The 18,271-nt window shown below is 63.6% G+C and carries 16 protein-coding genes; 10 read left to right on the top strand and 6 right to left on the bottom strand.

Annotated elements, in window-relative coordinates:
• Positions 1-178: 178 nt before the first annotated feature.
• Genes ACXAD2_RS04290 through ACXAD2_RS04300 form a run of 3 tightly spaced genes read right to left on the bottom strand, consistent with a single transcriptional unit; the run spans position 179 to position 3,094 of the window.
• Positions 179-1,480 (bottom strand): NAD(P)/FAD-dependent oxidoreductase, encoded by a 1,302-nt coding sequence (locus ACXAD2_RS04290; protein WP_475167328.1) that lies wholly within the window; start codon positions 1,478-1,480, stop codon positions 179-181.
• Positions 1,477-2,220: an N-formylglutamate amidohydrolase gene (locus ACXAD2_RS04295; RefSeq protein WP_475167330.1), complete on the bottom strand. Its 744-nt coding sequence runs from the start codon at positions 2,218-2,220 to the stop codon at positions 1,477-1,479. The genes ACXAD2_RS04290 and ACXAD2_RS04295 overlap by 4 nt, the downstream gene beginning before the upstream one ends.
• Entirely contained in the window at positions 2,213-3,094 is an 882-nt protein-coding gene (locus ACXAD2_RS04300; protein WP_475167331.1) for a MurR/RpiR family transcriptional regulator, read from the bottom strand. The genes ACXAD2_RS04295 and ACXAD2_RS04300 overlap by 8 nt, the downstream gene beginning before the upstream one ends.
• Positions 3,095-3,256: 162 nt before the next feature.
• Between ACXAD2_RS04300 and ACXAD2_RS04305 the strand changes: the two genes are divergently transcribed.
• A complete protein-coding gene (locus ACXAD2_RS04305) occupies positions 3,257-4,954 on the top strand; it encodes a peptide ABC transporter substrate-binding protein (protein WP_475167333.1) in 1,698 nt (565 codons plus the stop codon).
• Positions 4,955-5,300: 346 nt separating this feature from the next.
• Here the strand turns inward: ACXAD2_RS04305 and ACXAD2_RS04310 are convergent, their stop codons facing one another.
• Genes ACXAD2_RS04310 through ACXAD2_RS04320 form a run of 3 tightly spaced genes read right to left on the bottom strand, consistent with a single transcriptional unit; the run spans position 5,301 to position 9,014 of the window.
• Positions 5,301-6,581, bottom strand: a complete 1,281-nt coding sequence (locus ACXAD2_RS04310; RefSeq protein ID WP_475167336.1) for an NAD(P)/FAD-dependent oxidoreductase — start codon at positions 6,579-6,581, stop codon at positions 5,301-5,303.
• Between the two features lie 25 nt (positions 6,582-6,606).
• Entirely contained in the window at positions 6,607-7,515 is a 909-nt protein-coding gene (locus tag ACXAD2_RS04315) for a dihydrodipicolinate synthase family protein (protein ID WP_475167337.1), read from the bottom strand.
• 11 nt (positions 7,516-7,526) lie between these two features.
• Positions 7,527-9,014, bottom strand: coding sequence for an aldehyde dehydrogenase (locus ACXAD2_RS04320; protein WP_475167340.1), 1,488 nt, complete (start codon positions 9,012-9,014; stop codon positions 7,527-7,529).
• Positions 9,015-9,195: 181 nt separating this feature from the next.
• Between ACXAD2_RS04320 and ACXAD2_RS04325 the strand changes: the two genes are divergently transcribed.
• The 9 genes from ACXAD2_RS04325 (at position 9,196) to ACXAD2_RS04365 (ending at position 18,178) form a co-directional block, all read left to right on the top strand.
• Positions 9,196-9,795, top strand: coding sequence for a cupin domain-containing protein (locus ACXAD2_RS04325; protein WP_475167343.1), 600 nt, complete (start codon positions 9,196-9,198; stop codon positions 9,793-9,795).
• Between the two features lie 135 nt (positions 9,796-9,930).
• A complete protein-coding gene (locus ACXAD2_RS04330) occupies positions 9,931-10,782 on the top strand; it encodes an ABC transporter permease (protein ID WP_475167346.1) in 852 nt (283 codons plus the stop codon).
• Positions 10,779-11,576: an ABC transporter permease gene (locus tag ACXAD2_RS04335; protein ID WP_475167350.1), complete on the top strand. Its 798-nt coding sequence runs from the start codon at positions 10,779-10,781 to the stop codon at positions 11,574-11,576. Before ACXAD2_RS04330 ends, ACXAD2_RS04335 begins: the two co-directional genes overlap by 4 nt.
• Positions 11,573-12,709 carry an ABC transporter ATP-binding protein gene (locus tag ACXAD2_RS04340; RefSeq protein ID WP_475167353.1) on the top strand — a complete coding sequence of 379 codons (1,137 nt, stop codon included), beginning with the start codon at positions 11,573-11,575 and terminating at the stop codon, positions 12,707-12,709. The genes ACXAD2_RS04335 and ACXAD2_RS04340 overlap by 4 nt, the downstream gene beginning before the upstream one ends.
• Positions 12,710-12,744: 35 nt before the next feature.
• Positions 12,745-13,803 (top strand): ABC transporter substrate-binding protein, encoded by a 1,059-nt coding sequence (locus ACXAD2_RS04345; RefSeq protein WP_475167356.1) that lies wholly within the window; start codon positions 12,745-12,747, stop codon positions 13,801-13,803.
• 62 nt (positions 13,804-13,865) lie between these two features.
• Positions 13,866-15,317 carry an FAD-binding oxidoreductase gene (locus ACXAD2_RS04350; RefSeq protein ID WP_475167359.1) on the top strand — a complete coding sequence of 484 codons (1,452 nt, stop codon included), beginning with the start codon at positions 13,866-13,868 and terminating at the stop codon, positions 15,315-15,317.
• A 5-nt stretch (positions 15,318-15,322) separates the two neighbouring features.
• Positions 15,323-16,510 carry an alpha-hydroxy acid oxidase gene (locus ACXAD2_RS04355; protein WP_475167361.1) on the top strand — a complete coding sequence of 396 codons (1,188 nt, stop codon included), beginning with the start codon at positions 15,323-15,325 and terminating at the stop codon, positions 16,508-16,510.
• Between the two features lie 166 nt (positions 16,511-16,676).
• Positions 16,677-17,378 (top strand): helix-turn-helix domain-containing protein, encoded by a 702-nt coding sequence (locus ACXAD2_RS04360; RefSeq protein ID WP_475167364.1) that lies wholly within the window; start codon positions 16,677-16,679, stop codon positions 17,376-17,378.
• Positions 17,375-18,178, top strand: a complete 804-nt coding sequence (locus tag ACXAD2_RS04365) for an IclR family transcriptional regulator (protein WP_475167366.1) — start codon at positions 17,375-17,377, stop codon at positions 18,176-18,178. The genes ACXAD2_RS04360 and ACXAD2_RS04365 overlap by 4 nt, the downstream gene beginning before the upstream one ends.
• The last annotated feature ends 93 nt before the right edge of the window (positions 18,179-18,271 follow it).

Genomic DNA, 18,271 nt, shown 5'->3' on the forward strand with positions numbered 1-18,271 from the left:
CGAGCGGATCGCGCGGATTGTCGCAGCGGCGCGCAGGTAGCTTGGAGCCCCCTCTTCGATGGTTCGTATCCGCGAGAAACGTTGGACATCTCGTGAAACTACGCGCCGCGGGACCGGGTGGCGGTTACGCTCACGGTTCAGAAACCCATCTCGGGGACACCATCCTTGAGCGCTCGCGCTAAGAGCTCATCGCCTTGTCTCTTTTGCGTTCCATTTTATCACGGGTTTTGTTGAAGGGCCCGCGAAGCGATTGCACACCCAGGCCTATAAGTCGTCTTGCTGGAATGCGCGCTGGCGCATCATGCGGCCAGAGACGCGCGCCGTCGGAGGGACATGCGAGCGTGGCAGCAAAGGCGCGACCCAACGCGGCTGAGGTGGGCACGCCCCGGCCACAGTACCCGAGCAATCCCCACAGTCCCTCATTGAGTTCAAAAATTGCAGGGCGCTGCCGGGCGGAGATCCCGACTGTACCTGTCCAGTGATGTCTCCAGCCGAGCCCCTCAAGAACAGGGTAGCGGCTCATGAGCCGTGCTCCCACTTCCCTAAAGGTCGGGTCTGTCATGCGCCCGCGCTTCAGTTCGACGAGGCCACCGGTGATGATACGTCCGGCAGCATCGACCCGGAAAAACATGGGATCCCGGCGCGTGTCGCTAAAGTTCATGCCAGACGGCAGCACTGCGCGCCGTTGCTCCGCGTTTAGCGGTTCGCTAGCGATTGCATAGGAGGTCATCGGAACGAGGCTGCGGCGCATCCGTGCCGGGACTGCATCGGCCCCATACGCATTGGTGGTGAGCCCGACCTTTCGCGCGGTGATTTCGCCGCGCGGGGTGCGCAACACCCAAGCCCCCGCAGCATTCCGCAACAGCCCGAGCAGCGGAGTATGTGTGCAGACCCGGACGCCTGCTGCCTGCGCCGCTCCTGCAAGGCCGCGGACGTATGCCAGAGGATTGAGGTGACCGCCGTCTCGGTGAACCCAGCCGCCGAGATAGCCTTTGATGCCGCTAAGCGCGGTCACTTCATCGGGGCCAAGGAAGTCCCCTGCCTTGCCTAGCGCGGCGTATTTAGCATGGGCTGCACGCGCGCGGATCAGGCCGGCCTCATCATGAGCTGCGTTGAGCCAGCCCTTCTGCTCCGCCTCACAGTCAATTCCGAGCTCAGCGATCTGCTCGAAGACCATCTGCCCGGCGTCGCGCAGTAGCGCAAATCCCTCGGCCGGGAGCGACCCCGGGTCGAGATATCCGAAGACTGGAATGCACTGCCCATGGTTGCGGCCAGAGCCGCCCTGCCCGATTTCGCCCGCTTCGATCAACGCCACTGACAGGCCTTTCCGTGCAAGCTGAAGCGCCGCGATAGTGCCGCTGAAGCCACCGCCCACCAGCGCCACGTCTACGGCCATGCTGCCCTCCAGCGGCGGCGTCTCAGGGGCTGGTGGCGCGCTTAGGGCATAGGGCGGCTCGGTCGAAACTCTCTCGGCGCTCATGCGCGTTCCTCCATGCGGGCCGCCAGTGTCAGCGCCCGGCCAAGCCGCTCGGCCCAGTCGCGCTGGCCCTGCGGGGTTTCCAGAAGATCGTTGCTGACCTCAAAACCGCAGGCCCGGTGGCCGCTGCCCCAGGTGTGCCGATCCAGGGTGTAGACCCCCTCGCGCCCCGAGTAGGGTTGGTTGTCACCCAGCGTGAGCGCCGCGTCGTCTGCGAGCGCATTGAGCAAGTCGTGCGCCAGGCGCGGGGATTCATTCCAAATGGTGCCTCCGTCCCAAGGGCGACGAAAGCCGTCGTATGTCCGCGTGCAACTGTGTAGCGCGAAGAACAGCGGATCACCGTGGCGGGCCGTTACCCGGTCCCAGAGCTGTGCAACCGCAGCGTGATAGGGCCAGAAAATGCCGTTTTGCCGGGCACTCCGTTGCGTTTCGCAGATCCCGGCATTGCCCGGAATCGGCGTGTCCTCGACCATGGTCAGAATTGAGCGCGGGTCGGCCAGCCAGCGGTTGAGATCGATCACTAGTCGGCTGACTGTACCAAGGATCACCGGCGCATCGAGTTGTTCGGCCAAGGTCCGGGCCAGCAGCGCGATCCCAAGGTCACAGAAATGATGTGTGTTGCGCCACGTTGGATCGAGCCCGAGCGCGCCGAACCGCTCAGGCGTGTCGGTGCCCGCATGGTCAACGACGATAAGCGCCGGGAAATTTCCTTCGGGGTTTAGGATGACGGGCTGCTCATACATCGCCCCGGTCCTCGGGAGCGGCGTTGGGCGTGTCCTGCCCCCGCAGGGCCTCTAGCCGTGCCAGCCGTTGCCGTGCCGAGCCGCGGTCGCGCTCGACCACTGCGGCGACCAGCGCCTCGACTTGGGCGGTGGGCACCACGCGCGAGCCGAAAGGCGAAGCCAACTCATCCGGCGCGGTCAGCACGGCGTCTGCAAGCGCTGCGATTGGCGAGCGCCAGAGGTCGGTCAGGAGCACGATGCGCGCCCCCGCCTCTCGCGCGAGGGTGGCGAACTGCAAAAGCTCACTCTGGTAGCGGCGGTAGTCGAAGAGCACGATCACATCGCGCGGTCCGATGTCGGCCAAGGCGTCATAGGCAAAGCCGAGCGGCTGATCGAGAAGAGTGACCCCTGCCCGCACCTGCCCCAGTTGTAGCGCCAGACGCTGAGCGAGGTTGCGGCTGTAACGTCCGCCCAGCGTTTTGACCGAAATCTTGGGATCCGCCAGCAGGTCTGCGATTGTGTCGAACTCGGCGGGCACGACACGGTCCGCCATGCGCCGGAAGGCCTCGGCCTGCATCAGCAGCACCCGCCGGTAGAGATGCTCCTCCCCGCCCGCCTCCACCGGCGGCGTCTCCATCTGGATCAGCGGCGAGCCGAGTTGGCGATCGACCTCGCACATCACCGCCGCCTGAAACTCAGCGAAACGCGCAAAGCCCAGCTTTGCGAGATAGCGTAGTACCGTGGGACCGCTCACCCCGGCGCGAGTGGCAAGTGACTCGACCGTACCGAGCGCGCTCGTGGGAAAATTCTCGGCAAAAGCTGCTGCCAACTTGCGCTCGGCCGTAGAAACGGCCGAGTTGCGCAGCTGCGCGGCGAGGTCTTCTGAAGATTTCATCGCATGCTCGATTTTAGCATATGTATCGTTTGATACAACTTGACGTACAAAATTCTGATGCGCAACTTTTATTACATCTGCTCGACTGACTCCCTGCAGGTGGTCGAGCCAATTCGACCGGGGCCCATCGCGTCCTCGGCATCTCACGACAGGAGAGCCCTCATGAAGACCTTTGCAGTGATGCTCGGAACAGCGTTGACGCTGCTGCCGATGGCGGCCAGCGCCGAGCGCGGCAGCGACGGCAAGCTGAACATCCTCTACTGGCAGGCCGCCTCGACGATGAACCCGTACCTGTCGGGCATTGCCAAGGAAGTCGAAGCCGCCTCTCTGGTGCTGGAACCGCTGGCCCGCTTCGACGAGACCGGGGCGCTGGTGCCGATCCTCGCCGAGGCCATACCCACCGTTGAGAACGGCGGTGTCAGTGAGGATCTGAAGTCGATCACCTGGACCCTCCGCGAGGGACTGAAATGGTCCGACGGCAGCCCAGTGACGGCAGAGGATGCCGTATTCACCTGGAAGTATTGTACGGACGAGGAAAGTGGCTGCGCGGCACTGCAGCAGTTCGACGGGGTCGCCGACGTGGTGGCACTCGACGACAGCACGGTAGAAGTGCGCTTTTCGGAGCCCAAGCCCTACCCCTATGCCGCCTTCGTAAGCTCCGAGGCGCCGCTACTGCAAGCCGCGCAGTTCAAGGACTGCACCGGGAGCCGTGTCGCCCAGTGCACCGAAGAAAACAGCCACCCGATCGGCACGGGCCCCTATATGGTCGACGAGTTCCGCGCCAATGACGTCATCACCTACGTGATGAATCCCGAGTATCGCGATGCCGAGAAGCCTGCCTTCGCCAATGTCACGATCAAGGGCGGCGGCGATCCCACCTCAGCTGCGCGCGCGGTGCTGCAAACCGGCGAGGTTGACTACGCCTGGAACCTACAGCTTGCGCCCGACGTTCTGGCGCAGATGACCGATGGGCCCGGCGAGGTGATCACCGGCGACGGCCCGGCTGTCGAATTCCTCTTCATGAACCAGACAGACCCGAACCCCGACCTCGGCGAGGCGCGGTCTACGGTGGCCGGTGGCGCACATCCCTTCCTGTCGGATCCCCGCGTGGGCAAGGCGCTGTCGATGGCGATCGACCGTGGCGTGATCGCCGAGGCGCTCTACGGTGATGCCGGTGTACCCGGCTGCGCGGTGATCCCCGCACCGGCGCTTTACAAGTCGGACGCCAATGAGGGCTGCGTCGTGCAGGACCTCGACGGCGCGAAAGCATTGCTCGACGAGGCCGGCTGGACCGACAGCGACGGCGACGGCATCCGCGACAAGGATGGCCAGAAACTGTCGATCTTGTTCCAGACCTCGACCAATGGCGTGCGCCAGGACAGCCAAGCGCTGATCAAGGACTGGTGGAACCAGCTTGGCGTAGAGACCGAGCTGCGCAACATCGACGCCTCGGTCTACTTCGGCGGCGACCCCGGCTCGCCTGACACTCGCCAGAAGTTCTTTGCCGATGTCGAAATGTATACCGACAACTCGAAGGGACAGGACCCCGAGGCCTTCCTCGGCAACTGGAGCTGCGCCAACATCCCCTCACCCGAGACGCAATGGCAGGGCAACAACATCCAGCGCTTCTGCTCGGATGCCTACGAGGAGCTGATCCTCGCCTTCCGCGCCGCGGCCTCGCTGGAGGAGCGCGGACAGATCGCGCGGCAAATGAACGATCAGCTCGTCGCCTCCTACTCGATTGTGCCGCTGATCCACCGCCGCACCATCTCGGGCAAGGCGAAGACCTTGGCTGGTGTTCGGATGAACAGTTGGGACAGCCAGATTTGGAACATCGCCGATTGGCATCGCGCTGAGTAACGTCTGACTTCACGAAACGGAATTAGCGCCTCCGCATTTCATGGAGGCGCTAAGAAGGCCCATGGTTTTGCGCGGTTTGCATTGGGCGTCGGAGAGACTAACGAGCTTCCGTGCGCGCGTTGTGATGATGACCTCGGCATCGGGACAGACGCCGTCACCCTGTTCGGCCAAATGCTCCGCACCAGCGGCCGGAATGCAACGGTGCGATCGTGGAGATGACGTCGCACTATCCATCTAGTCCAGACATAGCGCGATGCGGCTTCTCAGGTTTTCATAGCCCGATGTCCCTCTGTTGAGGTCCCGTGCAATCAGAAGAGGATATCCGTCGGTCCGCCCTACGCTCTGTTTATGGCTGCAAGGCCGCGCGCAGCTTTGCCCATTGCACCGCCGCGTGCACGCCGACCGGCCAGAACCGGTGAAAGCGGATTTTCTTCAGCGCGGTCGCAGGCAGCGGTAGCCTTGTCTCCACATCCTGCCCTGCGAGCGCTTCTGCAAGCCGCTCTCCCATCGCCGTCGCCAGAGCCACCCCCCGGCCATTGTAGCCGTAGGCGATCAGCAGCCCATCTGCGGGAGCGTGCAGGTGCGGAAGGTGGCTCTGGGTGATCGAGACCCGGCCGTTCCAGGCGTATTGCCAGCCGACGGAGGCGAGCTCGGGCCAGAGCCGGATTGCGTGGCGCGCGATGGCCTGCATCCGGCGAGGATCGGAGGACGGCTTCATCGGTCCGCGCCCGCCAATGATCAGACGGCCGCCTTCATCGACACGGCAATAGACTGTCACCAGCCCCGCCTCGTAGAGCGCCTGTCGTCCCGGCATGATCCTTTCGGCGAGCTTGCCAAGCGGCTCAGAAGCCAGCACCGAGCTGAACACCGGCACCGAAGCCTGCCGCAGACCCGGATAAATCTGGTCGGCATATCCATTGCAGGCGATCAGAACCCGCGAGGCGCGGACCTCCTGACCGTTGACCTGCAGGGCCCATTCAGACCCGGAGCGTTGCAATGCGCTGACCCTGGACCGTGCGAAAACCGACGCGCCAGCCGCCTGAGCGACCCGCGCGAGGCCGCGCGCGTAAAGCAACGGATTGAGGTCGCCGCCTCTACGATCGAGAAAGGCGCCATGGTAGGCATCGTGCCCAAGCAACCTGGTCAACGCCTCACCCTCGATCCAATCAACCGGCATCCCGTGGGCCCGCATATCCGCTTGGCTCGCCCGGACGCCAGCGACATCATGGGCGCTTGCAGCAGCCCTCAAGGTACCGTTGCGACGCAAACCGCACTCGATGCCGTGCCGCGAGATCAGCTCTGCGGTCTGCTCGACCGTCGACCAGCCGAAATCGACAATGGCGCGGCCCTGCACCTCGCCGAAATGCTCGAGAAACCAGGACGGGTCATATTTCAGGCCCGGGTTCAGCTGTCCGCCGTTGCGCCCCGAGGCCCCCCAGCCCGGCTGTTCCGCCTCGAACACCGCTACGTCGATCCCGCGCTCCGCAAGATGCAAAGCGGTCGACAGACCGGTGAAGCCGCCGCCAATAACCGCAACCTCGGTGCGCAGAGGGCCATCGAGATGCGGCCAAGCCGTGCCCGGCCCGGCCTCACGCAGGTAAAGGGAGTTCTCTGCGGTCTCTGACATGGTGACGCCTCATTGCGCTCGTGGATTACGCGGCCTCTGGAACGGCAAGCCCGGACGCGCGAAGCCCTGAAAGCACCAAAGCGAGCCGCGCCTTCAGCGCGTCGGACACTGGCGCCGCCGGAAGCGCCGAACTTCCCGTCTCGAGCCCCGCCAATGCGAGGGCGTGCCGCAGCGGAGCGGGGTTCTCTTCGGCGAATAGCGCATCCATCAGCGGGCCGAGGCTGCGCTGGATCGCCAGCGCTTCGGTCAGTTCGCCCGCTTCAGCAAGCGCCTGCACGCGCGCCCAAGCCCCCGGCACCAGCACCGCCGAGGTCAATACACCGCCGACGGCCCCCGAGGACAACTGCTGGACAAAGAGCGTGTCTTGCCCGCTGAGCGCCCCAAAGCCGGGCCCGACACGCTGCATGACCTGATCGAAATGATAGAGGTCGGTGCTCGAGGCCTTCATGCCGACGATGGTGCCTTCCTCGGCCAACGTCGCGATCGTGTCAGGCGCGAATGCAAACCGCGCGCGAAACGGGTTATCGTAGAGCATGATCGGCAGATCGACTGCGTCGCGCATCGCCCGGAAATAGTCGATGGCCCCCTGCTGTGACGGCGGCGCATAGTAGGGCGCAATCAGCATCAGCCCCGAAGCACCGGCGGCGGCGAAGGCGCGGGCCGCTGGCAGCGCATCGCCCAAGCCCGGCGCCAGCACACCGGCATACACCGGGGCGCCCTGCGCCGCCTCAACACAGGCCTCAACGGTGGCAGTGCGAACGTCTGGCGAAAGCGAGACATATTCGCCCGTCCCGCCCATGGGCACGACGCCGCTTGCGCCATTGTCGAGCATGTAGCGGACCAATGCCTTCATCGCGGCACGGTCGGCCACGCCGTCGGCATCCAGCGCGGTCGGACAGGCAGGCATGAGGCCCTTGATAACGGGTTCGGTCATGGCAGTTCTCCTTACCCGAGGTTGATCCAAGTGGTCTTGATGTCGCTGTATTTGTCGAGCGCATGCAACGACTTGTCGCGTCCGAAACCGGATTGCTTGAAGCCGCCGAAGGGCGACGAGATGTGGCCATGGTCAAAGCAGTTCACCCAGACAACGCCAGCTTGAAGTTGCTCGGAGACCCGGAAGGTGCGGTTCAGGTCGCGAGTCCACATGCCCGCAGCCAATCCGTAAATGGTGTCATTGGCAAGGCTCACCGCCTCGGCCTCGTCCCGGAAACTCAGCACCGAGAGGACCGGGCCAAAGATCTCTTCCTGCGCGATCCGCATATTCGCCGTGACATCCGCGAAAACCGTCGGTTCGACAAAGCAGCCACCTTCTTCGGGCTGGGTGCCGCCCGACACCAGCCGGGCGCCTTCTTCCTTGCCTGCCGCGATGTAGGACATCACGCGCTCGGTCTGTCCTGGATCGACAAGCGCGCCGATTTGCGTCGAAGGGTCGAGCGGATCACCCACCTTCATCGCCTTTCCGGTCTCGGCAATCTTCTCGATAACCTGATCGGCGATGCGTTCGTCGACCAGCACCCGCGAGCCCGCGTTGCAGACCTCACCCTGGTTGTAAAAGATGCCCCAAGCTGCGGCCTCTGCCGCCGCATCGATATCTGGCGCGTCGTCGAAGATTATGTTCGGCGACTTACCACCACACTCAAGTCCCACGCGCTTCAGGTTCGAAAGGCCCGAGTATTGCATGAAATATTTGCCGACCTCGGTTGACCCGGTGAAGGCAATACAATCCACGTCCATGTGCAGACCGAGCGCCTTGCCAGCGATCTCTCCACGGCCCGGCACCACGTTGAAGACGCCTTCCGGAATGCCCGCTTCGATCGCCAGCGCCGCGATGCGGATCGCCGAGAGCGAGGACTGCTCGGCCGGTTTCAGCACCACGGAGTTGCCAGCAGCCAAGATCGGCGCAATTTTCCAGCAGGCCATCATCAGCGGGAAGTTCCACGGCACGACCGCCGCGACGACACCGAGCGGGGCCCGCTTCATCAGCGACAACGCGCTGCCGGGGGTCGGGGCGATCTCGTCATAGATCTTGTCGACGGCTTCGCCGTACCAGCGCAGGCAGGTCGTCGAAAGCGGAAGGTCCACCGACAGGCTATCCGAGATCGGCTTGCCCATGTCGAGGGTCTCAAGAAGCGCAATCTCGTCGCGATGCTCCTCGATCAGACCCGCGAAACGGACCAGCCGGACGCCGCGATCCGAAGGACTCATCTTGCGCCAGCTGCCCTTGTCGAACGCTGCGCGCGCCGAGGCGACAGCGCGGTCGACATCTTCGGCGCCACCTTCGGCGATTTCGTTGAGCAGCGCCCCCGTGGCAGGGTTGCGGTTCTCGAAGGTCGCCTCCGAAGCTGCATGGACATAGGCCCCGTCGATGAACATCCGGCCTTCGAGGCTCAGCGCGGCAGCGCGCTGGTGCCACGTCATCTCAGCATCCCGCATGGCGCATCCTTTCTTTTCCTGCGATTTAGCGGGAAGATCAGGGAGGAAACTGAAATTTGCAACTCAAATTTTTGGTATTCTGAAAACTGGTTGTGCGAAGGGGGTGATTTCACTACCCTGATATGGACATCGGCACCCTGCGCAGCGCCGCCAGTGCCTTATAGTATGATAAAGGACGGCCATGGACGGAATCTCGGCAGGAGCATCGAGCCGCCGCAAAACGCGGCAGGGTGAAGAACCGAAGCTGGGCGCGCGCATCCGCGAGTTGCGCCAGGCACAGAAGATGACACTTGCGGATCTTGCCGCAAATTCAGGCATCTCTATCGGCACGCTGTCGCAAATTGAGCGCAATCTGGTTTCACCCACGGTCCGGACCCTGTTCACCCTGGGCGAGACCCTTGGCGTGTCCGCGGCCTGGCTGCTCGATCCGACAAAAAACGACACACAATCAGACCCTTATGTAGTGACCGCGGATCGTCGAGAGCCCTTTGTGCGCAGCGAAGGTCTTCGCAAGGACCTGATCTCACCCAAGGCCAGCGAGCAACTCAAGGGGTTCTACCTGATCATCGAGCCGGGCTGCGGGTCGGGCGACGAGCCCTATTCGCACAATGGTGAAGAGATCGGGCTGGTGATTGCCGGCGTACTCGAGCTTACAATTGAGGGCGAGGCGCGCGTGCTGCGTGAGGGCGACTGCTTTTCCTTTCCGAGCGATCTGCCGCACCGCTTCTCGAACATCGGTGCCACGCAATGCATCGTTTTCTGGGTGAATGCGGATCTTTGATCCATAGTTTTCGGCCATTCTTTTCAGTTTTCAGAATTCTGCTTGTAAAATTTAAGAATTGATGCAAGCGTTCAGAAAACGAAAGAAGTGGCCGACCCAGCGTCGGCTCTTCGACCTCACCGACAGAGAGGTTGCATGGCCACCGACACCCCCTACCTCAACCGACCAACGGGTCTGGCGCTTCTCGCGCCGATGACCCTTCTGCTGGCGGTGTTCTTTCTCTACCCGCTGGGTCAGACACTCTGGCAAAGCTTTAACGAACAGGGGTTCACCCTGCGCGCCTACGAAGGGCTGTTGACCAGCACGCTTTTCCGCAAAGTGCTGGTCACCACTTTCACCATCACTGGCTCCGCCACACTGGTCAGCTTGCTCATCGGATTTCCGGTCGCGCTGCACCTGTCGCGCATGTCGCCGCGCCGCCGCGTGCCCTATCTTGCCATGGTGATGCTGCCGTTCTGGACCAGCATCCTCGTGAAAAGCTTCGCACTCACGGCACTGCTTGGCTATGAGGGCGTCATCAACACCTTCCTGAGCTGGCTGCTGCGCAGCGAGATCCACATCCCGATGGTGTTCAACCGTGTCGGTGCGATCCTCGGGATGATCAACTACCTGCTGCCCTTCATGATCCTGTCGATCCTCGGCAGCCTGCTGGCGCAGGACGCCAACCTCGGCCGGGCGGCAGAGGTCATGGGCGCCTCGCGCTTCACCATTTTCCGCCGCGTGACCCTTCCACTGGCGATGCCCGGGGTGATCGCAGGCGTCCTGATCAATATCACTCTGTCGATCGGCATGTATATCACTCCGGCGCTTCTCGGTGGGCGTCAGGATATGATGGTCGCCAACCTGATCGACTTCTACACCCGTCAGACCCTCGACTGGCCGTTGGCCTCGGCTATCGCCATCGTACTGTTGCTGATCTCGGGCGTGCTCGTTGCGGCGCTGAGTAAGGTTCAGGGCGGCAACGCGACCGGAGGATCGAAATCATGAAGTCCGCACTGCGTGGCGCTGGCACTCTGATCGTGCCCCTGGCCGCCTGGATCTGCTACCTTTTCCTGCTTGCCCCATCGCTGATCGTCGTTCCGATCTCCTTCGGCACCGGCAGCGAGATGGAATTCCCGCCGCAGGAATGGTCGACCGAGCTTTACCGGGCATTCTTTTCCGACCCGGCCTGGTGGGGCTCGATGAGCCGTAGCCTGCTGATCGCCGCGATCGTCATGGTGATCACCACCCTCCTCGCTGTGCCCGCCGCCTATGCGCTGCAACGCGCCAAGCTGCCTGGCCAGCGGCTTATCTCTGCCTTCTCGATGGGGCCGCTGCTGGTGCCGGTGATCGTGCTGGCGCTGGGGCTCTACCTGCAACTCGCGCCGCTGGGCCTGCTGAACCGCACGGTGACGGTCGTGCTTTCGCACACCATGCTGGCCATTCCTTTCATGATGATCTCGGTCGGCGCCGCGCTGCGCCACCTCGATCCCGCCTACGAGCAGGTGTCGCTGATCATGGGGGCCAAGAAAAGCACCATCTTCTTCCGCGTCGTGCTGCCGCAGCTCAAGTCCGGGATCGCCGCGGGCGCGCTCTTCGCGTTCCTGATTTCGCTCGACGAGGTGATCATCTCCTATTTCATCACCGGCCCGGACACGGAAACACTGCCGGTGAAGATGTTCAGCGCCCTGCGCTGGGAAATCTCCCCTGTCATCGCCGCTGTCTCGACGCTGCTGACGGTCGTCTCTCTGGCGCTCGCGCTCGTGATGATGCGGCTCGAACGCAAGGAGCTCGAGGCATGAACGCTCATAGCAATTTTGACTCTCAGGACACCGACCGCATGACGCCCAGCACCACCCAGGACCCGATGATCCGCGTCACCAACCTGACCCGCACCTACGGATCCGCAGTGGCGCTCGATCACGTCGACATGACCGTCGCCCGCGGCGAGTTCGTGACCCTTCTGGGGCCATCTGGGTCGGGCAAGTCTACGCTTCTCAACCTGATCTCTGGCATGACGCAGGCGACCGAGGGCACGATCGAGATCGACGGCCGCGACGCGACGAACGTGCCGACCAACGAGCGTGGCCTCGGCATGGTCTTCCAGAACTACGCGCTCATGCCGCATATGACCGTCTTCGAGAACATTGCCTTTCCGCTGCAGGTGCGCAAACTGCCCAAGGCCGAGATCGCGACCCGCGTGCGCGACGTGCTCAAACTGATCCAGCTTGAGCATGTTGCCGACCGCAAGCCCAAGCAGCTATCGGGCGGCCAGCAGCAGCGCATCTCGCTGGCGCGCTGCATCGTTTACAAGCCTTCGATCATCCTGATGGACGAGCCGCTTGGCGCGCTCGACAAGAAGCTGCGCGAGGACATGCAACTCGAGATCAAGCGCCTGCACGCGGAACTTGGCGTCACGATGATCTACGTGACCCACGATCAGGAAGAGGCCCTGTCCATGTCGGACCGCATCGTGCTGATGCGCAATGGCCGGATCGAGCAGCAAGGCGAACCCGAAGAGCTGTACTTCGAACCCAAGACGCTCTTTGCGGCTGATTTTCTTGGCAGTTCGAACCTGATCCCCGGGCGCGTCGATGCCGTTGCCGGGCTGTTTCAGACCGCGATGGGGTCGCTGCCTCTGCCCGAGGGCTTTGCGGGAGCTTCTGGCTCCGGCGAGGCAGTGCTGATGGTGCGCCCCGAGTCCGCGACCATCAGCCCCGAAACCGAACAGCCGGGCATTCCGGCAACGCTGCGCGACTCGATCGTGCTCGGCGGCGTCCTGCGCCACTACCTCGAGGCAGCGGATGGCACCCGCCTGATGGTGCAAGAGCCCAGCACCGCCCACCGTAAGCGTCCCGCCCGCGGGAGCAGCTTGCAGGTCAGTTGGCAGACCCGGGATGCCCGGCTTCTGCCCGGCAGCCCCGACCATTCGTAAAAATGAAAAACGACCGACAGGGAAAGGAAATCAAAATGCGGAAACTCGAATTGAACCGTCGCCATCTGCTCCGTGGCCTCGCCGGCAGCGGCGTCGCACTTGCGGCACCGGCAGTCTTTACCGGTCGGGCACGTGCTGCTGACCAGACGCTGACCGTCACGACCTGGGGCGGCAGCTACCACGAGATGGTCCAGAAAAGCTTTGTCGATCCGTTCACGGCGGAGACCGGCATCGAGGTGCAACTGATCGACAATGGCGACATGGCCAAGGTCAAGGCGCAGGTGCTGAGCAATTCCGTGACCTGGGACGTCGTCGATGCGCCCGCTGCCTTCGCCACCTCGGGTGCCAAAGAGAACCTCTGGGAAGAGCTCGATCCGTCACTGGTCGGTATGAGTGGCCTCGTCGAAGCGCCGAACCCTTACTACATCCCATTCTACCTCTATAGTGGTGGTGTGCTCTGGGACGCGGAGCGTAACCCCGACGGCGATCACCCCACCGACTTCGCGGGTTTCTTCGATGTCGAAAAATTCCCCGGCCGCCGCTGCGCCCGCGCGCTCGCGCCGGAAACGCTCGAGATGGCGCTGGTCGCCGATGGCGTCGATCCCGCCGACCTCTACCCGCTGGATGTCGAACGCGCCTTTGCCAAGCTCGATGCGCTGAAGCCGCATGTCTCGAAGTTCGCCTCTTCGACACCCGAGCAAGTGTCGTCGGTCGCGCAGAACGAAGCCGATTTCTCCTATAGCTATTTCAACCGTGTGAACTCTGCGCGGCAGAACGGCGCGACGGTGGATTTCTCCTTCGAGCAGACCAATAACTCGCTCGACTTCTGGGCGGTCACCAAGGGCTCGCGCAACAAGGAAGCAGCGATGCGCTGGATCGAATTCTCGCTGCGCCCCGAGCAGCAGAAGACCTGGGCGCTGGCAGGTTTCTACGTCCCCAACCACGTCGAAACGCTCGACGCCATCCGCTCCAGCGACGAGGGCGGCTACCTGCCCGACCTTTCGAGCGGCAAGAACGTGGTAATCAACCCCGAATGGTGGGGCGAGAACTACACCGAGATGCAGCGCCGTTATTCCGAATGGCTGATTTCGTAAGCTGACACTCCCGCGCCCCGCGCAATCCGCGCGGGGCGCTCCCTGCACCGAAAGCTCCAAGAATGCTCGACACGCCGCACCTCCTGACCGATTTCGCCGCCATCGTCGGCGACGCCCATGTTCTCACCGATCCCGCGCGCATCGGCGGCTACCTTATCGATGTCCGACGCAACTACGAAGGTGACGCGCTGTGCATCCTCGAGCCCGCAAGTACAGTGGAAGTGAGCCAGATCGTGGCGCTGTGCAACGCGCGCGGCGTGCCAATCACCCCGATTGGCGGCAACACCGGGCTCTGCGGCGGTGCGGCGGTGCGCGGCAAGACCCTCACCTCTGGTGAGACCGTCCGCGGTGTCGGCCTGTCGCTGCGCCGGATGAACCGGATACTCGACATCTCGCCTCTCGACGAGACCATCACCGTCGAGGCAGGTTGCGTGCTGCAGGCGATCCAGCAAGCGGCGGCAGAGAACGGCATGCTCTTCCCGCTCAGCCTCAGTTCGGAGGGCAGCTGTCAGATCGGCGGCAATATCGCCACAAATGCCGGCGGCTCTTCGGCGATCCGCTACGGCGTCACCCGCCAGCTGGTCCTCGGGCTCGAGGTCGTCCTGCCCTCTGGCGAAGTCATCGACGGGATGACCCGTCTGCGCAAGGACAACGCCGGTTTCGACCTCAAGCAACTGTTCATCGGGTCCGAAGGCACCCTTGGCATCATCACCGCCGCCGTGTTGCGGCTCGTGCCCGCCCCCCGCACCCGCGAGACCGCGATGGTCGCGGTAGACAGTGTCGACGACGCGCTGGCCTTGCTCCGTAGAATGAAAGACAGCTTCGGCGAGCGCGTAACATCAGCCGAGATCACCGAGGCCGACTACATGGCGTTGGTGCTCGAACAGTTTCCGGCGTCGCGCCTGCCTTTTGCCGAACTGCCACGCTGGTCGCTGCTGCTCGAGGTCAGCGACAGCGCCGAGGAGTCAGACATGATGCCAGCGCTCGAACGGACGCTGATGGCAGCGCTCGAGGACGAGATCGCCCTGGATGTGGTCATCGCCCAGAACGAGCAGCAGGCCGAGGATTTCTGGTTCCTGCGCCACGCGGTTTCGGATGCCATCCGCCATGCCGGGCCAAACATGTCGCATGACAGCTCGGTGCCGCTCGAGGCGCAGCAGGCCTATGTCGATCTCACCCGCACCCGCATTCTTGCGGAGTTTCCGGAGGCCCGGCCGCTCTACGTCGGACATATGGGCGACGGCAACATGCACCTCGTGGTGATGTTCGCCAAGGACCGCTTTGCGGACCGCGCCGCATATTTCGAGATGTCCGGCTCTCTCGACCGGATCATCGACGGCGTCGTGACCGAGCTCCGGGGCAGCATCACCGCCGAGCATGGCATCGGGCTGAGCTACCGCGCGCGGCTTGCCGATGCGCTGCAACCCTCGGCGCTCGGACTTATGAAGGGGATAAAGGCCACGTTCGACCCCAATGACATCATGAACCCCGGCAAGCTCTTCTTGCCCGATTGAGCTCGGTGTCTTCCTTTCTCGACTTTCCCGAAGCACGTCAGCGGGCCTGCCGTCGGCTGCCGCGCGGCATCTTCGAATACATTGATCGCGGCTCGGAAGCCGAAACCGCGATCAGCTATAACCGCGCGCAACTCGACGCTGTACGCATCGCACCCCGTGTCCTTCAGACGCCGGAACGGGTTCGGCCCAGAACCATTCTAGGCACCGACTTCGCACTGCCGTTGGCGGTCGCACCCACGGCCTTTGCCGGTCTGGTGCGGCACCGAGGAGATATAGCGCTGGCGCGCGCCGCGGCCGCCCGAGGCGTGCCCTTCACTGTCGCTACGGAGAGCCTCCTGTCCGTCGAGGAGGTCCGGGCGGCCACCGATGCAGCGCTGTGGTTCCAGCTCTATCTATGGGACAGCGAGGCGCATTGGCGGGCCCTTCTCGAGCGGGTCCGCGCAACCGGCATTGAGGTGCTAGTGCTCACTGTGGACACGCGCGCCTCTCCGTTGCGCAGCTTCAATATCCGGAACGGCTTTGGCTTGCCGCTGCGTTTCGGTGCACGCAATGTGACCGACGTGATGCGCCACCCGACCTGGGCAGCAGACGTGTTGGGGCGCTCGCTGATTTCGGGCGGATTGCCGCGTTTTGCCCATCACCCGCAGGCGGCACAGGCCTCGATCACCGGCAGGGGACTGCCGCCGATGCGGCACGCGGCAGATCTGAATTGGGACCATCTCGCGAAAATCCGCGACGCATGGCCCGGCAAGCTTGTGGTGAAGGGCGTTCTGCACCCCGAAGATGCGCTGCGCTGCCGTGATCTGGGAACGGACGGGCTGGTGGTATCGAGCCATGGGATGCGTAACCTCGACATTTCGGTGAGCCCGATCGAGATGCCGCCATCGATCCGCGCCGCGGTTGGCCCCGATATGCCGCTGCTCGCCGACAGCGGTGTGCAGCGAGGCAGCGACGTTCTCAAACTGCTGATGGCCGGGGCCGACGCCGTTCTTCTCGGACGCGCAATGCTCTACGCGCTGGCCAGTGGCGGCGAGGCAGGGGCGGTTCGCATGATCGACATCCTGCGGACCGAGCTGGAAACGACGATGTCGCTGGCCGGAGTTCCTGATCCCCGCCCGAGCTCGGGCATTTCGGCGACAAGCGTCGCACAGCCCGCCTTCGCCTCTTGCGAGAGCTGCAAGCGCGCAAATTGAAATCATCTTTGTTATTTAGCGGTGGGCATGGACGAAATCCCTCCTGCCCTCAACGCCTGGCAAAAGCTCTTTGCAACGATATGACTTGCGCGGCATAGGCATAGCTCGGAAAATATGGACGCGGCAGCTTCGCTGTCGGTGACGCAAGTCCTCACGCGGAGTGATCATGACCAACCCCCCGGCGCGCCAGCGCGGCGTGAAATCTGTGGATATGGCAATTCGTCTGCTGAGGATCGTTCAGGAAAGCGGCCAGCCGATGATGCTGCGAGACCTCGCGGAGCAGGCAGGCATCACGCCGGCACAGGCGCATTCCTACATGAACTCGCTCAAGCGGACCGGCATGATCGCGCAAGAGACGGCCGCCGGGCGCTACGGCCTGTCGGAGTCGACTCTCGCTCTCGCGCAGACGGTCCTCCGTGGTGACCCGGTGCTAAGGCAGACGCTCGAGCGGGCGCGCGCCCTGTCTGTTCGCCTCGGCATGATGGTCACGGTCGAACGGTTGATCCGGGATGTGCCGACGACGATCTGCGTGATCAAGGGACCGAGGCCGCTGAGCCTGAGCCTGAGCCCAGGCATGCGAAGCGCTGCGAGCAACAGCGCCGCGGCGCATCTCTTCGACGCCTGGCGGAGCACGCCCGAGATGGGACATGCGCGCGCCCGGTCCATCCGCGAAGCCGGTTTCACCCATGCGGTCGGAATGCCGGTTCCGCATCTATGCAGCCTCGCAGCCGCGGTGATGACGCCCGCAGGCCCCTGTGCTGCCGTCTCGGTCATTGGCTACCCCGAGGCGGTGTCGCCAGACCAGAACTCCCCGACGCTCCGGGCGCTGCTCGAGGCGACCCGTCGCTACGAAAGCGCGTTGGCATGAGCGGTCTGACCGATGGTCGTGGCGTCCAGGCGGTTGAAACCGGCCTCTCGCTGCTTTCGCTCTTCACCGAGACGACCGGCTCGCTGAGTGCGATGGAACTTTCGCGTCGGTCTGGCCTCAGCAAGGCGCAAGTGCACGCCTATCTCGTCAGCCTGCAAAACGGCGGTCTGGTCACGCGGGACGCAAAAAGCGGAGGCTACCAGTTGGGGGACCTCGGGCTCGAGCTGGGCATGAGCCATCTTTTGAACATGGACCCGCAGGTCGTCGCGGCCAACGAGGCTTTGAAGGTGGCGCAATCGGTCGGCCAGTCTATCTCGATTTCTGTCTGGGGCGCCTATGGCCCGACGGTCACCGCGGTTCTGCAAGCCAACGACGAGATTCGGAGCTCGGCACAGCCGGGGACGGTCTATTCGGTCACCGGCACCGCGACAGGGCGGCTGTTCGCGGCCTTCCTCGATGACACGCTCTGCAGGTCAGTTGCCGAACAACAACTCGCCGAGAGCCACCCGGTGCGCTACGTCGGTGCCTGCCCGCCGTTCGACGGGCTTGGCGACATCCTCGATCGCGTGCGCCGGACCGGGGTGTCGATCACCTATTCCTTCCCGCAGCCCGGCGTGACCGCCCTCGCGGCGCCCGTGCGCAATTTTTCCCAAGAGATCGAAATGGCTGTCACCATGCTGGGCGCGGCGCAAGAGATCGATATTTCGCTCGACGGGCCGCATGTGGTGCGGCTTCAGGAGCTTGCCGAGACGATCTCGCGCAGATTGGGATACGTGCCGGCGCCTGAAGCCGGCGCCTGAAGATTGAGCGGCGGCAACGTTTTTCGGGCCACGGGGCAATGCAGACCGCGGGCTTGTTGCTATAGCTGCGTGCAAAAGACAAATCGACTCGCT

This window comes from Salipiger sp. ABN3_019 (genome assembly GCF_056158605.1).

What these genes read in the sequence shown, in the direction of transcription:
- ACXAD2_RS04290 (WP_475167328.1), bottom strand. Translation starts at nt 1,480, where the DNA reads ATGAGCGCCGAGAGAGTTTCGACCGAGCCGCCCTATGCCCTAAGCGCG.
- ACXAD2_RS04295 (WP_475167330.1), bottom strand. Translation starts at nt 2,220, where the DNA reads ATGTATGAGCAGCCCGTCATCCTAAACCCCGAAGGAAATTTCCCGGCG.
- ACXAD2_RS04300 (WP_475167331.1), bottom strand. Translation starts at nt 3,094, where the DNA reads ATGAAATCTTCAGAAGACCTCGCCGCGCAGCTGCGCAACTCGGCCGTT.
- ACXAD2_RS04305 (WP_475167333.1), top strand. Translation starts at nt 3,257, where the DNA reads ATGAAGACCTTTGCAGTGATGCTCGGAACAGCGTTGACGCTGCTGCCG.
- ACXAD2_RS04310 (WP_475167336.1), bottom strand. Translation starts at nt 6,581, where the DNA reads ATGTCAGAGACCGCAGAGAACTCCCTTTACCTGCGTGAGGCCGGGCCG.
- ACXAD2_RS04315 (WP_475167337.1), bottom strand. Translation starts at nt 7,515, where the DNA reads ATGACCGAACCCGTTATCAAGGGCCTCATGCCTGCCTGTCCGACCGCG.
- ACXAD2_RS04320 (WP_475167340.1), bottom strand. Translation starts at nt 9,014, where the DNA reads ATGCGGGATGCTGAGATGACGTGGCACCAGCGCGCTGCCGCGCTGAGC.
- ACXAD2_RS04325 (WP_475167343.1), top strand. Translation starts at nt 9,196, where the DNA reads ATGGACGGAATCTCGGCAGGAGCATCGAGCCGCCGCAAAACGCGGCAG.
- ACXAD2_RS04330 (WP_475167346.1), top strand. Translation starts at nt 9,931, where the DNA reads ATGGCCACCGACACCCCCTACCTCAACCGACCAACGGGTCTGGCGCTT.
- ACXAD2_RS04335 (WP_475167350.1), top strand. Translation starts at nt 10,779, where the DNA reads ATGAAGTCCGCACTGCGTGGCGCTGGCACTCTGATCGTGCCCCTGGCC.
- ACXAD2_RS04340 (WP_475167353.1), top strand. Translation starts at nt 11,573, where the DNA reads ATGAACGCTCATAGCAATTTTGACTCTCAGGACACCGACCGCATGACG.
- ACXAD2_RS04345 (WP_475167356.1), top strand. Translation starts at nt 12,745, where the DNA reads ATGCGGAAACTCGAATTGAACCGTCGCCATCTGCTCCGTGGCCTCGCC.
- ACXAD2_RS04350 (WP_475167359.1), top strand. Translation starts at nt 13,866, where the DNA reads ATGCTCGACACGCCGCACCTCCTGACCGATTTCGCCGCCATCGTCGGC.
- ACXAD2_RS04360 (WP_475167364.1), top strand. Translation starts at nt 16,677, where the DNA reads ATGACCAACCCCCCGGCGCGCCAGCGCGGCGTGAAATCTGTGGATATG.
- ACXAD2_RS04365 (WP_475167366.1), top strand. Translation starts at nt 17,375, where the DNA reads ATGAGCGGTCTGACCGATGGTCGTGGCGTCCAGGCGGTTGAAACCGGC.